At 70.1% G+C, this 14,690-nt stretch carries 9 protein-coding genes; 2 read left to right on the top strand and 7 right to left on the bottom strand.

Annotated elements, in window-relative coordinates; all coding sequences use genetic code 11:
- Positions 1-155: 155 nt before the first annotated feature.
- From HNQ79_RS12985 to HNQ79_RS12960, 6 genes are all read right to left on the bottom strand, one after another.
- Positions 156-2,378: a glycoside hydrolase family 3 N-terminal domain-containing protein gene (locus HNQ79_RS12985; RefSeq protein WP_185030162.1), complete on the bottom strand. Its 2,223-nt coding sequence runs from the start codon at positions 2,376-2,378 to the stop codon at positions 156-158.
- Between the two features lie 58 nt (positions 2,379-2,436).
- Positions 2,437-3,282: a carbohydrate ABC transporter permease gene (locus HNQ79_RS12980; RefSeq protein ID WP_185030152.1), complete on the bottom strand. Its 846-nt coding sequence runs from the start codon at positions 3,280-3,282 to the stop codon at positions 2,437-2,439.
- On the bottom strand, positions 3,279-4,292 hold the full coding sequence (locus tag HNQ79_RS12975; RefSeq protein ID WP_185030149.1) for a carbohydrate ABC transporter permease: 1,014 nt from the start codon (positions 4,290-4,292) through the stop codon (positions 3,279-3,281). Before HNQ79_RS12975 ends, HNQ79_RS12980 begins: the two co-directional genes overlap by 4 nt.
- Positions 4,293-5,624: an extracellular solute-binding protein gene (locus HNQ79_RS12970; protein WP_185030147.1), complete on the bottom strand. Its 1,332-nt coding sequence runs from the start codon at positions 5,622-5,624 to the stop codon at positions 4,293-4,295.
- A gap of 122 nt (positions 5,625-5,746) precedes the next feature.
- Positions 5,747-6,805 carry a LacI family DNA-binding transcriptional regulator gene (locus HNQ79_RS12965; RefSeq protein ID WP_229923416.1) on the bottom strand — a complete coding sequence of 353 codons (1,059 nt, stop codon included), beginning with the start codon at positions 6,803-6,805 and terminating at the stop codon, positions 5,747-5,749.
- Positions 6,806-7,366: 561 nt separating this feature from the next.
- On the bottom strand, positions 7,367-10,000 hold the full coding sequence (locus tag HNQ79_RS12960) for a glycoside hydrolase family 9 protein (RefSeq protein WP_373312539.1): 2,634 nt from the start codon (positions 9,998-10,000) through the stop codon (positions 7,367-7,369).
- Between the two features lie 868 nt (positions 10,001-10,868).
- On the opposite strand from HNQ79_RS12960, the gene HNQ79_RS12955 reads away from it, so the two are divergent.
- Positions 10,869-12,287: a cellulase family glycosylhydrolase gene (locus HNQ79_RS12955; RefSeq protein WP_185030143.1), complete on the top strand. Its 1,419-nt coding sequence runs from the start codon at positions 10,869-10,871 to the stop codon at positions 12,285-12,287.
- A 175-nt stretch (positions 12,288-12,462) separates the two neighbouring features.
- Positions 12,463-12,843 (top strand): transposase, encoded by a 381-nt coding sequence (locus tag HNQ79_RS33215; protein WP_308437329.1) that lies wholly within the window; start codon positions 12,463-12,465, stop codon positions 12,841-12,843.
- A gap of 55 nt (positions 12,844-12,898) precedes the next feature.
- Here the strand turns inward: HNQ79_RS33215 and HNQ79_RS12945 are convergent, their stop codons facing one another.
- Positions 12,899-13,999: a lytic polysaccharide monooxygenase gene (locus HNQ79_RS12945; RefSeq protein ID WP_185030368.1), complete on the bottom strand. Its 1,101-nt coding sequence runs from the start codon at positions 13,997-13,999 to the stop codon at positions 12,899-12,901.
- Between the last annotated feature and the right edge of the window lie 691 nt (positions 14,000-14,690).

The following is a 14,690-nucleotide window of genomic DNA, read 5'->3' as shown; positions in this document are numbered from 1 at the left end:
CGGGACGCCTCCACCGTCGACGCCGGTCAGCACACCGGCCGGCGGCGGGGATGCGCGGTCCGCCGACAGAGGGAACCAGGGCGGCAACCCGCTCTGTCGCGGCTTCCTCCTCGGCGCAGGCACGGCGACCGGTGGCTGACCCCGCGGGACGGGCCCTACTTGACCCGCATCTCGCACCGCATCCGGCGAGTGTGCCCGACCTCCCGCACCGGGCCTGTCAGGGTGAGCGGGACGGTGTGGTGCACGTGCTCACTGGACGCGGAGATGCGCAGTTCGAGGGCGCCGGGCTCGACGGCACGACGGCCGTCGGCGCCGGTGTACCCGGCGAGGTCCGCCGGGAAGGTGGCACGGACTTCGGCCGATGCGCCCGGGCCGAGCGGAACGCGGGCGTAGCCCACGAGCCGGACCTCGGGCCGGGTGACGGTGCCGACGGGGTCGTGCAGGTAGAGCTGGACGACCTCGGTGCCGGGCCGTTCGCCGGTGTTGCGGACGGTCAGGCGCACGGTCGTCTCCCCGTCGGTGGGAAGTTCGGGGGCCTCGCAGTGCGGGGCTTCCCAGACGAAGGTGGTGGTGGACAGGCCGTGCCCGAACGGGTACAGCGGTGTCGGGTCCACGGTGCTGGGGAAGCCGTGCCGGCCGAGTGGCGGGGCGAGGTACGGGGCGGGCTGGCCGCCGGGGTTGCGGGGCACGGCCACGGGCAGGCGGCCGGACGGAGCGACGCGTCCGGACAGCACGCCCGCGACGGCACCGCCGCCTTCCTGCCCGGGGAAGAAGGCCTGGACGACCGCCGCGGCCCGGTCGGCCCAACGGCCGAGTGCGTAGGGCCGCCCGCTGAGTACGACGATGACGGTCGGTGTCCCGGAGTCCAGCACGGCGTCCAACAGGTCGCCCTGGCCGTAGGGCAGTGCGAGGTCCTCGGCGTCGCAGCCCTCGCCCGACGAGCCGCGTCCGAACAGGCCGGACCGGTCCCCGACCACGGCCAGGCAGACATCGGCGCCGGCCGGATCGTCGACGAACACGGCGCCCGGCAGCTCGGTGCGCAGTGCCTCGGCAAGCGTCGGTACCTCGATTCCGGTCGGCAGGCCGGGGTGGTGAACGCCGACGTGCCGGGGGAAGGTGTAGCAGCCGAGCATGGCGGCCTGCTCATGGGCGAGCGGGCCGAGGAGCGCGATGCGCGCATCGCCGCGCAACGGCACGCCCTCGTAGTCGTTCGCGAGCAGGACGACGGACTCCTCGGCGACCGCCCGCGCCAGTTCCCGCATGTGCGGGGGATTGAGGTCGACGGGCCCGGCACCGACGGCGGGCTCCTGCTGCGGGTCTAGCAGACCCAGTTCGCACTTCTGGGTGAGGACCCGCAGCACGGATCGCTCCAGCAGGTCCGCGGGGAGCGGGTCGGCGGGGTCGAAGCAGCGGGCTGCGGGGAGTTCGACGTCGACGCCGGCCGCGAGGGCGAGCCGTGCGGCGGCCCTCTCCCCGTCGGCGATCCGGTGCGCTTCCTCCAGCAGTGAGACGCCGTAGTAGTCCGAGACCACGGTGCCGGTGAATCCCCACTCCTCACGCAGGAGTCGGCTCAGCAGTCCGGGGTGGGCATGGGCGGGCAGACCGTCGATGTCGTTGTAGGCGGGCATCACGGACCGGGCGCCTCCGTCCCGTACCGCCATCTCGAACGGCGGCAGGATCACGTCGGCGAGTTCGCGCGGGCCGAGCGGGGCGGGCGCGTGGTTGCGGGCGGCGCGGGAGGCGGAGTACCCGGCGAAGTGCTTGAGGGTGGCGACGACCCCGGCGGCCTCGAGTCCGCGCACGTATGCGGTGCCGATGGTGCCCACCAGGTACGGGTCCTCGCCGATGGCTTCCTCGGTGCGGCCCCAGCGTGCGTCGCGTACGACGTCCAGGACCGGGGCCAGCCCCTGGTGGATGCCCACCGCTCGCATCGACGTACCGATGGCCCGTGCCATCTCCGTCACCAGTGCGGGGTCGAAGGTGGCACCCCAGGCGAGCGGTGTCGGGAAGACGGTGGCCTGCCAGGCGGTGAACCCGGTCAGGCATTCCTCGTGGGCGATGGCGGGCAGGGAGAACCGGTTGCCCGTACGGATTGCGCGTTGCAGTTCGGCGAGGCGGGCAGCGCCTTCGGAGGGTTCGACCGGGACCGTGCCGAAGGGGCGTGTGAGGTGGCCGACTCCGTACGGCAGGAGCGCGTCGAGCGCGGCGCTGCGGGCCGCGTACGTGTGCTGACCGGGAGCGACGTCGGCGCCTTCGGTGTCCGCACCGATCCATACGCTGGTGATCTGGGCGGTCTTCTCCTCCGTGGTCATCCGGGCGAGCAGGTCCGCCGCCCGGACGGCGGCGGGCAGGGTGGTGTCCTGCCAGGGCTTGACCATGGAACTCCTCAGGTTCTCGGCGTGAAGGGGATATCTGAGTGGGGGCGGCTGCCGGGGCTCAGCCCTTGGTCGCACCCATCGTGATGCCGCCGATCAGCTGCCGTTCGGCGACCGCGTAGAAGCCGAGTGCCGGGATCATGGCGAGGACGAGGTAGGCGAAGACCCGGGCGATGTCGGCGGCGTACTGGCCCTGGAACTGCTGGACTCCGACGGGGATGGTCCACCAGCCGGGTTCGCTGAAGACGAGCAGCGGGAGCAGGAAGTTGTTCCAGCTGCCGACGACGGCGAGGACGCAGACGGTGCCGAGCGCGGGCCGGGCCATGGGAAGCAGGATTCGCCAGAAGAAGCCGAACGGGGAACAGCCGTCGAGGGTGGCCGCCTCCTCCACCTCTGCGGGAATCTCCCGGAAGAAGCCGCGCAGGACGACGAGGGTCATGGGCAGGCCGAACGCGGCCTGCGGCAGGATCACCCCCCACGGGTTGTCGAGCAGTCCGAAGGTGCGCAGCAGGATGAACAGGGGAAGGATCGCTACCGCGAACGGGAACATCAGCCCCGCCGTGAACAGAGTGAAGAGCAACTCACGTCCGCGGAAGGCGAATCGGGCAAGAGCGAACGCGGCGAGCGCGGCGGCGCCGACGGTGAGGAGGGTGGTGCCGATGGCGATCAGGGTCGAGGAGGCGAGCATGCGCCAGAACGAGCCGGAGGCCAGGATGTCCGTGTAGTTGGACACGACCCATGGGGAGGGCGGGCCGAAGGCGTTGTCCGAGAGCTGATCGGTGGTCTTGAATCCGGACACCACCGCGTACAGCAGCGGGGTGACCATGACGACGCCGATCGCCCACACGATGACGTACAGCGGCGCCGAGCGCAGCCGGCGGCGTGCGGTGAAGGTCAGGCCGCTCATCGGGCGCCTCGCATGGTGGTGATGGCTCCTTCGGTGTCGCGGCGCAGCACGTAGCGCTGGTAGAGCAGGGCGAAGACGAGGCTGATGAGGAACATGGCGATGCTGATCGCGCTGGCGTAACCGATCTGGTAACGCCTGAAGCCGAACTGGAAGAGCGTGACGGCCATCGTCTCGGAGTGGTGGTCGGGGCCGCCCTGGGTCACCACCCACACCAGGTCGAAGAGCTGAATGGCGCCGATCACGGAGAGGAAGACGCTGATGCGGATCGTCGGCCCGAGCAGCGGCAGCGTGATGTGGCGAAAGCGCTGCCAGGGTCCCGCGCCGTCGATGCGGGCCGCCTCGTGGAGCTCGTCGGGGACGCTCTGCAGGCCGGCCAGATAGAGCATCATGTGGAAGCCGAAGTACTTCCACATCATGACGAGGAACAGGGTGGGCAGGACCCAGTCCTGGTCGGCGAACCAGAGGCCGCCCACGTGGTCGAGGCCGATCGCGCCGAGCACCTTGTCGGCGAGCCCGTCGTCCGGCGAGAAAATCATCGAGAACAGCACCCCGGTGATGACTTCGGACAGGACGTACGGGGCGAAGAAAAGCATCCGGTAGAAGGCCCGGCCGCGCAGCTTCTGGTTGAGCAGGACGGCCATGGCGAGCGCGAACGGCAGCTGGACACCGACGGACATCAGGACGAGCAGCAGACCCCGCCACAGGTCGCCGAGGAAGACCGGGTCGCCGAGAAGGCGGACATAGTTGTCGGCGCCGGTGAAGTCCGAAGGGGCCCCGAATCCGCCCCAGTTGAAAAAGCTGACGTACAGGGCGTAGAGGATCGGCATGAGCACGAAGAGGCCGAACAGGACGAGCGCGGGCACCGTGAAGGCGAACGCGGTGCACCAGTCGCGCACCCGCTGTGCCAAGGGGCGGCGGTTCTCGAAGGTGCGGGGCGGTCCTTCGACGGGTCCCCCGGCGGGGCCGCTGACCGGGGACTCGTCGCTGATCCGGGTCGGAGTCGTCTTCATCTACTGGCTCTTGGCGACCTGAGTGATGGAACGCGTCACCTGTTGGGGCGACTTGGCCCCGGCGACGAGTCCGGCGACCGAGTCGTTGATCTCCTGCCCGACGGCCGGCGGATACGCCTGGTCGAGGTAGAGCTGGAAGCCGGTGGCCTTGTCGAGGGTGTCGGAGACGAGCTTGAGGTTGGGGTCGCTCAGGGCCGAGACGGCTTCCTTGACGACCGGCATCATCCCGCCCTTCGACACGAGGATCGTGTCGGACTCGGGGCTCATGAAGAACTTCAGGAAGTCGGCAGCCGCCTTCGGTGCGCCTTTGCGCACGGCGTACCCGCCGCCGCCCCCGAACACGTCGGTCGCCGCGCCCTTGCCGCCCTCGACGGTGGGGAAGGGGAAGAAGCCGAGGTCCTTGCCGATGCCCCTGCCGGAGTCGGCCTGCACAATGGGCGCCCATTGTCCCATCAGTTCCAGCGCGGCTTTGCCGTTGCCCATGAGTGCGGCCTCTCCTCCCGGCGTGGAGTAGGCGGCGCCGAGGAAGCCCTTCTGGAAGGGCTGGAGGGCGACGAGCTCCGCGAGGTGTTCGCCGGCCTTGACGAAGTCGGCACCGGTTAAGTCCTTGGCGTCGGCGGCCTTCTGCATGCCGTCGACACCGGCGATGCGCATCGCCAGGTAGGCCCAGTAGTACATGCCGGGCCACTTCTCCTTGCCGGCGAGGGCAATGGGGGTGATCCCGGCGGCCTTCAGCTTCTTGACCGCGTCGAGGCAACCGGCCCAGGTGGTGGGTGGTGCCTCGATGCCCGCGTCGGCGAAGAGCGCCTTGTTGTACCAGAACCCGACAGCGCCGATGTCGATGGGCATCGCGTATGCCGCGCCGTCGAACTCGTAGGGCTTCACGGCCGCTCCGATGAAGGTGTCGGCCATCGGCTTCACGGTGTCGGTGAGGTCCTCGACGAGGCCGGCGTCGATCTGCTGCCGGAGTACACCGCCACCCCAGGTGTGGTAGATGTCCGGAAGCTTTCCGGAACTCGTCAGGGCGGTCATCTTCGCCTTGTACGCGTCGTTCTCCAGCGTGACGAGCTTGACGCGGACCTCTGGATTCTCGGCCTCGAACGCCTTGACCCGCTCCGGCCAGACGGTCTTCGACGGCTCCGTGGTCTGGATGTTCCAGAGTTCCACGACGGTGCGGCCCTCGCTGTCGGTAGTGCTCGCACCGGAGTCCGAGCAGGCGGACAGGCCGACCGCCCCCAGACCGAACGCCGACGCGGCCCCCAGGAATCGGCGGCGAGGGAGGGCCGGGGTGACGGTGGACACGGGCACGGCTGAGCGGTCGAACGCTGACATGGCACACCTTCCGGAAGCCAACCGAAAATTATCGGGAGATGGCAACGGAAGTTACGGAAACGCCAAGGGGGTGTCAACGGCCCTGACAGAAAAGGCCGTTGACACCCCCTCAGGGCACCCCGTCACACCTCGCGCGGCGCACCCGTACTGGCCCGGACCACCAGCTCCGTCGCCAGCTCGATCCGCAGGGCCGCGGGCTCCACCGACCGGGCGAGGTCGAGAACCACCCGCGCCGCCAACTTCCCCATGTCGGACAACGGTTGGCGCACCGTCGTGAGCGGCGGCGCCGACCAGCGCACCTCGGGCAGGTCGTCGAAGCCGACGACACTCATGTCCTCCGGTACACGCAGGCCCCGACGGCGCAGCGCCTCGATCGCGCCGAGCGCCATCTGGTCGCTGGACGCGAAGATCGCGGTGGGCGGCTGTGCGAGATCCAGCAGCCGGTTGCAGCCGGTGAAACCGGATTCGTGGTAGAAGTCTCCGGGCACGATCAGCTCGCGCTCGACCGGGACGCCCGCGACGTCCAGGGCCGCCCGGTAGCCGTCGAGCCTGGCCCGCGAGCACAGCAGACGGGAGGGCCCCTCGACGAAACCGATCCGCAGGTGCCCGAGGCCGAGCAGGTGCTCGGTCGCTGCCATCCCGCCCGCCCAGTTGGTGGCGCCCACGGTCGGTGCTTCGGTGGCGGGTGCTCCGGCCGGATCGATCACCACCAACGGCACGCCCAGGAGCCGCAATTCGTCATGGAGACCCGGTGCGAGAGCCGAGGTCACCAGGATCACGCCGTCCGATGCCCGGGACCGCAGGTTGGTCATCCACTGCCGCGCCGCCCCTGCCCGGCCGTGGATCGCGGAGACCACGGTTCCCACGTCGGACTCGTGAGCGACCTCCTCCACACCACGGATGATCTCCACGGCCCAGGGGCTGTCCAGGTCGTTGAAGACCAGGTCCAGCAGGGCAGCCGGAGCTCTGAGCGCGCCGGGCCGGCGCTGGTAGCCGTACCGGTCCAGCAGGTCCTTGACCCGGGCCCGGGTGGCGGGCGAGACGTCGGAGCGTCCGTTGACGACCCGCGAGACGGTCGGCACGGACACCCCGGCCTCCCGCGCGATCTCGGTGATCGTCACCTTGGCCGGCCCGTCCGGACCCTGCACGACTCCCCTGCGCTGAGCGCTTTCCCCCGCCACCGCCCCCACCTCCGTAGCTGTACGCCCGGAAAGCATCCGGGCACCCACCGGAAACCGTAAAACACGCCGTCGGTCGCCCGTCGCCCGCCCCGCACCCCTGTCCGGTTCCCCGAACATACAGCGCACCGTTGGGTCTGCCACTGATCGTGGCGACTGCTCTGGGACCGCATCGGTTCCGGGTACACGTCGCGGGCAGAGGGCCCCGGCCACGTCATGGCCGGGGCCCTCTGCGTGTGCAGGTGTCGTTTCCGCCGCGGCAGCGCAGCCGGGGCGGCAGCCGCACGCGACTGGCTCGGTCTCACCGGAGGGGACCGCCGCGGCGACGGGTGTCGCGCAGCAGCCGTTGCCCTGCCAGGCGTCGCGGCCTTCCTTCACTGCGATGCCGGCGATGACCAGGGCGGCGACGGGGTCGGCCCAGGGCCAGTTCTCAGCGTGTCTTGATGTGCGTTCCGTGCGTCGCGAACCGTTCGTCGCGGTCCGCGTCCGGTGGGGGCCGGCCCCGAGCCGCGTCGGCGGTGGACGGGGTCGGCCCCGGTTCCGGTGGGTGTCAGGAGTGGGCGCTCAACGCGGTGGCGTCACCGCGCAGGACTTGTCGTTCAGCCGGAAGACCCGGGGGTCGTGCACGAGTCCGGTGGATCGTCCGTTGAAGCCGAAGCGGGCAGTCCCTCCGGCCGGCAGAGTCGCGTTCCAGCTCAGCGCCTCAGCGGAGATCCCCGGCCCGTTCTGCTCAACCGTCGCCCCCCAGGGGTCGGACACGCGCTGCCGGTCGGCGAAGGTCCACCGCAACGACCAGGGTCGGATGGCCTGGTCGCCGGTGTTCTTCACCACGACCTGGGTGGTGAAACCGCCGCCCCAGCGCTGGGAGGTGTAGGTGACCTCGCACCGCGCCTTCTCCGTCCGGCCGCTTCCGAGGTCGTCGACGTAGGAGGCCACCCAGGCGAGCGGGGCGTTCCAGTTGATGGTGATCTCGTTGGTGGCCCAGGACTCGATGTCGTCGATGTAGCACATCGACGGCGCGCAGCCCTTCAGCTTGGCCTGCGCGACCGGGTCCTGGATGGCGTCGTTCGGACCGCCGGCCAGGGAGCCGGGCGGCGGGTTCGGCAGGGAGGGGTCGAGCTGGTTGGCCCAGAACCGGTGGTGCTGGTTGCGTGCGTCCCGCTCGCCGTATCCGGTGATGTAGGACTGGTTCAGGGGGTTGCGGCCCAGCAGGTAGTCGAGGCCGCGGAGTACCGCGTCGCGGTAGACGGTCCTTCCGGTGAGGTCGTGCGCCGAACCGAGGACGACCATGTTGTTGGCGACCTGACTGTTCGAGCCCCACACGTAGTGGCCGCCGTCCGGTGCGTAGGGAAGGCCGTAGGCGGCGTCGGCCGAGTCGGCCGCGTATCCGTCGGCGGCCTCCGTCACCATGTTGCGTACCGCGGCGAGCTGGCCGGCGGAGAGCTTGTTCGGCACGGTCGCCAGGTTGAGCGCGCCCAGGCCCGCGACCGATCCCCAGGACATGCCGCCGCGCGGGAACACCGCGTCGGTGTCGCCGTGCAGGGGGGAGTCGAGGACCGCCTGGCGGAAGCCGTCCTCACCGGTGGTGAGGAAGAGTTCCGCTGCGGCCCAGTAGAACTCGTCCCGTACGTCGTTGTCGGCGTAGGTTCCGCCGCCCGTGCCGTCGTCGGGGTCCGCGAGGACTTCCGGGTGGGCCTTGGCGGCCTTCCACGCGGTTCGCGCGGTCCTGCGACACTCGTCGGCGAAGTCCGCGTCGTAGACCTGGAAGAGGCGGGCGCACTGGGCGGCGGTGGCCGCCAGGTTGAGGGTGGCCGCGGTGGTCGGCGGGTGCAGTTCCCTGGGCTGCGGGTCACGATCGGGCCGGGTGGGCAGTCCGGTCCACGCCTTGTCGTGCAGCTTGTGGTGGGCCATGCCGGCCAGCGGCTCGCCGGCGGGCACCTGCATCCGCATCAGGAACTCCATCTCCCAGCGGGCCTCGTCCAGGATGTCGGGAGTGTCGTTGCCGTGTTCGGGCAGCCGGAGCCGGCCGTCGCCGAGGGGGCCGGCTTCGGCGGTCTCCTCGTACAGGGTGCGCTCGAAGGCCGCCATCAACTGGGCCACGGATATACCTCCGTTGACCACGTACTTGCCGTGGTCGCCGGCGTCGTACCAGCCGCCCGCGGCATCGAGACGGTAGTCGCAGACCCCGGGCTGGCACGGTACGTCGTTGTCGCCCTGGTTGGGGCTCACGTTCACGTGCCCGGCGGGGCGGGCGTACTTCTCCCCGACGATGTCGGCGTCGATCTCGATGCCGCTACGGTTGTGGTAGAAGTACGCGAGCGCGTCGGTGCGCAGGGACGCATAGAGGTCGTCGCCGATGGCGAACGGCTCGCTCTTCTCGCCCGCGACGGTGACGGTGTAGTCCTCTCCCGGGGCGGTCACGGCGCTGAAGTCGAAGACGTGGGTGTTCTGGCGCGAGGCGGCGTCCGTGCCCACCGGGACGGTGGTGCCGCCGGCTCGGCGCGTCCCGTCGGCCGCGTTGAGCGTCCAGGGTTGCGGGGTGGTCTCCTCGGTGACGAAGGTGCCGCCCTTGGGACCGTCGGTGAGGTAGCCGACCTGGTTGACGCGGACGGGGGAACCCGTGTCCGGCTGGTAGGGCGGGGGTGTGCTCCCCCCGGTCAGGGAGACGTCGTCAAGACAGAAGGTGAGTGCCTGCGCACTGCCGCCGATCTGGAAGGCGAGCTGCGCGGCGTCGTGGTCGGCTCCGGCCGTGAAGTTCTCGGTGACGCGCACGGCGGTCCCGCCGACCCGCTGGGTGACGCCCAGTTCGGTGGTCCACGGCTCGGTCGGCATCTGCACGTTGGTGCGGATCGTGATCGGCACGGTGGACGTCGCCGTATAGCTGAAGGTGTACCCCTCTCCGGCATCGAGGACGAGGCCGTTCTGACCGATGATGGCGTCCCAGGCGTTCTCGGTACCCGCGGGGACATCGGCGCACAGCCGGCCGTCCACGACGGTGACGGGGCTGTTGGCGGTGGACCACCAGGGGGCGGTGCCCGCCGAGAAGTCCCCGTTGACGATGAGTTCGGGGCCTTCGACGGCTGCGGAACCCGCACCGGCGGACTCGTCCGCGACGCCGGGCGCCGCGAGAGCGACGGCCAGCAGCCAGGCGAGGGTCGTGCTGCCCAGGAGGGCGCCCACGCGTCGGGACCGGCCCACGCGGCGCGGTTTCGGGGAGGGGCGGGGTCCGCCGGGGTCGGGGAAGCGGTGTCGCGGCACGCTGAAGTCCTTACGGGTCGGGGAGAGACACGGGTGACCGGGAGGTGTGCGGTGACGAGGAGCCGCCGGCCACCTGGGAACTGAGCGATGGCAAAGGACGTGCGGGGCCTGTGACTCGGCGGCGCTCGGGCGACAAGCGTGGGAGCGCTCCCAATGTGATGGCCCTACGGGATTCCGTCAAGACGTCGGGCAGGTTTCGCTGCCGAGAGCCGCGTCATCAAGCACGCCGCCGCCGACCCGGCCCTCACGGGCCCTCGCATGCGCCGCGACGACCCAGCCCGGCGACGGCCGCCGCCGGCCCCCGGACGCGTCGCCGGCCCGCCCGCCGGAGCCCCGTCGTTCTTCCGCGGCCGGGGCCACGGTGTCGGAGGCAGCCCGGTCGGCGGCTCAAACACACCTCGGCCTCCTGTCCGGTGGTGACTGGTCCACCGCATGGCACCGGTGGAGCGGTGAGGCCAGGCGTCAGGTGCCGCACGACACCTTCGTCCGTACTCACCGGACCTGCCACCCGCTGCTCGGCGTCCCGCTCCAGGTCGTCCTGGGCCCGGCCTACACGTGCCCCAGCCCCCGGGTCACGCTCAACTCGGATGTTCCACGGGAGAGTTGTGGCTTCCCAGGTCTTGCCGCCGCATCACCGCGTCCCTACAGTCCTGATCGGTACACCTATTGGGAGCGCTCCCACCGAACTGGCCCCCATGCACTCCCGGGCTCCGTTCCGTCTCGACGGGGTGTTCCAGCCCGTTGGGTGCGCGTTCCGCAACCTCTTGGGTCCTGTGCGATCCATTCCGCCTACATCAGGAGGAACGCCTTGAGACGTCTCATAGCTTTACTGGCGGCCTGCGTGACGGCCCTCGGGCTCGTGGCACTGGCCAGCCCCACGGCGAGCGCCGCCGTCGGCTGCCGAGTCGACTACACAGTCACCAATCAGTGGCAAGGCGGTTTCCAGGCCAACGTGAAGGTCACCAACCTGGGTGATCCCGTCAGCGGATGGGCGCTGAAGTTCACGATGCCGGACGCGGGCCAGAAGGTCGTCCAGGGATGGAGCGCCACCTGGTCGCAGACCGGGTCCGCGGTCACTGTCACCGGCGCCGACTGGAACCGCACCCTGGCAACCGGCGCGACCGCCGACATGGGCTTCGTGGGTTCGACAACCGGGGCCAACCCGAAGCCCAGCGCTTTTGCCCTCAACGGCGTGACCTGCACGGGCGCGACCGGCGAGCCCAGCCCCGACCCCACCGATCCCCCCGGCCCCACCGACCCGCCGGGCCCGACCGACCCGCCCGCCACCGGCACTCCCGTCGCCGTCAACGGTCAGCTCCGCGTCTGCGGCGTACGACTGTGCAACCAGTACGACCGCCCGATCCAGCTGCGCGGCATGAGCACGCACGGCATCCAGTGGTTCGACCAGTGCTACAACGGCGCGTCGTTGGACGCCCTGGCGAAGGACTGGAAGTCGGACCTGTTCCGCGTTGCCATGTACGTGCAGGAGAACGGTTACGAAACCGATCCGGCGAGATTCACCAGCCGCGTGAACAGTCTCGTCGACATGGCCGAGGCCCGGGGCATGTACGCCATGATCGATTTCCACACGCTGACGCCGGGTGACCCGAACTACAACCTCAGCCGCGCGAAGACCTTCTTCGCCTCCGTCGCAGCCCGCAACGCCGACAAGAAGAACGTCATCTACGAGATCGCCAACGAACCAAACGGAGTGAGCTGGGCGGCCATCAAGACCTACGCCGAGCAGGTCATCCCGGTGATCCGGGCAGCCGACCCCGATGCCGTCATCATCGTCGGCACCCGGGGCTGGTCCTCCCTCGGCGTCTCCGACGGTTCCAGCGAGAGCGAGATCATCGCCAACCCGGTGAACGCCACCAACATCATGTACGCGTTCCACTTCTATGCCGCCAGCCACAAGGACAACTACCGCGCCACGCTGAGCCGGGCGGCCTCGAAGCTGCCGCTCTTCGTCACCGAGTTCGGCACGGTGAGCGCCACCGGCGGCGGCGCGATGGACCGGGCGAGCAGCACGGCCTGGCTGGACCTGCTCGATCAGCTGGGCATCGGCTACGCGAACTGGACCTTCTCCGACGCGAACGAGGGCAGCGCGGCGCTCAAGCCGGGAACCTGCCGTGGCAGCGACTACAGCAGCAGTGGCGTGCTGACCGAGTCGGGAGCGTTCATAAAGAGCCGGGTCAGCACCCCGGACAGCTTCCCCACCAGCTGACCGCCTCGTGGTCGGCGGGGCTCGGGCCGGTCCAGAGCCCCGCCGGCCGCGAGTGCCTGTGGCCGGCCCGGGAGTGCCTGTGGCCGGCTCAGAGGTATCGGTGGCCGGCCCCGGAGTGCCCTCGGCCGGCCAGCGTGCACGGACAGCTCGGCGATCATGAGACTGATAAGGCGTCGTGTGCTCAGGGCCGCCCGACGTGGTCGGCCCACCCAGAGAGCCTGGTCCCCCACCGGTGCGGACACGGCGGCAGGTGAGGGACGGCATACGGTGGCGGATCCGGACCGGAGCCTCGTGGCAGGACGTGCCCAACAGGTGCGACCCGCGGGATCGCGCCTACCACGCCTACCGGCGTTTACGGGATCTGAAAGGGTGCCGCCCGGCGGCTTTGCTCTCGAGTCGGGCGGCCACGGCCTCGGACAGTCCCGAGGCGGCCTGGCGGCCGGTTTCCACCTCGCCGTTACAGCGGGCTGTTGAAGGCCCAAGCCGGAACGGACGTCGCCGGAGGGTTCACGTCCGAGCCGGGGAGCGGATCGGCGTGGGGCCGCCCGCGGAATGATCTTTCGATCGGTCCGCGGGCGGCCCGCCGTGCAGTTCCGCCGGCAGAACGCGGATCAGCCGGTGCAACCGATCGTGCCGACCGGGAAGTTGTTGCCGGTCGAGGTCGCGGTGAAGCCGAAGGTGACACTGCCGTCGGCCGGGATGGTCCGGTTGTGATCGACGTTCTTGACCGAGACCGTGCCGTCGGGCGGCGTGCTCAGCGTGCCGTTCCAGACCTGGTTGAGCTTGGTGCCGCTGCCCGGCTTCCACGCCACGGTCCATCCGTTGCGCGGTGTCGTGCCATGGTTCATGACCTCCACGTTCCCCTGGAAACCGCCGTTCCAGGAGTTCGTCACGTTGTAGACGGCCATGCACGTCCCGGTGTGCGGAGGGTCCGTCGGGGGAGGCGTCGGGGTCGGGGTGGGCGTCGGAGTGGGCGTCGGGTTCGGGGTACCGCCGGAGCCCCGGATGCCGGTCACCTCGCCGTTGCCGCCGTCGAAGACGATGTCGGAGCAGGAGAAGAAGTTCTCCTGGCTGTCCGACCGCACCCACTGGATGAACAGCACCGCGTCGCCCGAGCGGCCCGAGGGCAGCCTCAAGTCCCAGGTGTACGCGCCTCCGTCGGTGCCCACAGCGCCGGACTGCACGGGATTGGTGACCGTCTGGATCAGCTCGAGGTCTCCCCAGCCCAGCGCGGTGGTGGGCGAGTAACCGGGCTTGGACAGGTACACCCGGAAGTCACCCGGGTGCGCGGCCCAGTTGCTGTACCGGACCTTCATCGTCGCCCCGGACGTGAGGTGCGTGCGCGGCCAGTCGGCCCGGGTGGCGTTGTAGCCGGTGAAGTTGTACGGGGAACGGTCGCCGGCACTGCAGAGCTTGCCGTCCGGCACGTAACCCTCGCCGCGTCCGCCGGCGTTGGAGTCGAGCACCGCGAACCAGTTGTACAGCGCGGAGGCGCCGCTCTCGGCGAGTGCGGCCTTGCACGCCGGGTTCGTCGGGTCCATCCCGCCGGTGGCGGTGCGTCCGTCCACGTAGCAGAGATACGTACGCGAACCGGGCATCATCGCCACACCGTGAGCTTCCGCCTCGTCCTGTCCGAGCAGGGTGAGGCCGAGGCCGCCCAGCAGGGTCGCCAGCACAGCCGCCAGGGTAATCAGCCGGCTTCTTCTTCCGATCACGTTTCGGACCATCGCGTCTCCTGTGCCTTCTTCGTAGGGGTCGTGCCGGGAAGGGGTGGAGCCCCCGCCCGTCCGGGTGCGGATGCGTCGCCGGACGGGAGGGGAGGTGAGGGGCGGGGTGCCGCGCGGGTCAGGCGGGCGGGGCGCCCCAGGCCAGGGTGGTGCCGAGTGGCCAGGGACCGCCGGGGCGTCCGTGTAGGAGGTGACGGTGGAGCGGCTGTGGTCGCCGACCTCGTTGAACGCCGCAGAGCGGCCGTGGTGACGAGAGTGGTGAGCAGTGCGCCCAACAGGGCACGGACGCCGCGGGGGTGATGCGATGTCGGTCGCATGCGGGGACCTCTTTCGGAGGATCAACCGGACTCGCGAACGGGATGTGGGAACGCTCCTACAACGGGGGGAAGTGGGAGCGCTCCCACATCACTGACTTGGTCCGGACTGTAGGAGTCGGCCCATGTCCCTGACAACCCCGGTGAACGGATAATGTCGAAGCGCTTTCAAAATGCCTGCTCAGCCGCGTCGCGCTCCTTCTTGATTGAATTCCCCTTGCACGAAAGGGAGTTGGGAGCGGCCCGCAATGGCGTCGCCCTCGGCCGAGTGGTGCCGGGACGCGCGGGGCCCCCGACACCGGCCGCCGCTTCGTCGCAGCCGGTGGTCCTGGGCGGCACCCACGGGCTGCCGGGCTGCGAAG

It is taken from the genome of Streptomyces candidus (genome assembly GCF_014207445.1).
Taxonomy (GTDB): Bacteria; Actinomycetota; Actinomycetes; order Streptomycetales; family Streptomycetaceae; genus Streptomyces; species Streptomyces candidus.
The sequence above is the reverse complement of the archived record's forward strand: the minus strand, read 5'-3'. Positions and strand labels throughout refer to the sequence as shown.

What these genes read in the sequence shown, in the direction of transcription:
- HNQ79_RS12975 (WP_185030149.1), bottom strand. Translation starts at nt 4,292, where the DNA reads ATGAAGACGACTCCGACCCGGATCAGCGACGAGTCCCCGGTCAGCGGC.
- HNQ79_RS12970 (WP_185030147.1), bottom strand. Translation starts at nt 5,624, where the DNA reads ATGTCAGCGTTCGACCGCTCAGCCGTGCCCGTGTCCACCGTCACCCCG.
- HNQ79_RS12985 (WP_185030162.1), bottom strand. Translation starts at nt 2,378, where the DNA reads ATGGTCAAGCCCTGGCAGGACACCACCCTGCCCGCCGCCGTCCGGGCG.
- HNQ79_RS12980 (WP_185030152.1), bottom strand. Translation starts at nt 3,282, where the DNA reads ATGAGCGGCCTGACCTTCACCGCACGCCGCCGGCTGCGCTCGGCGCCG.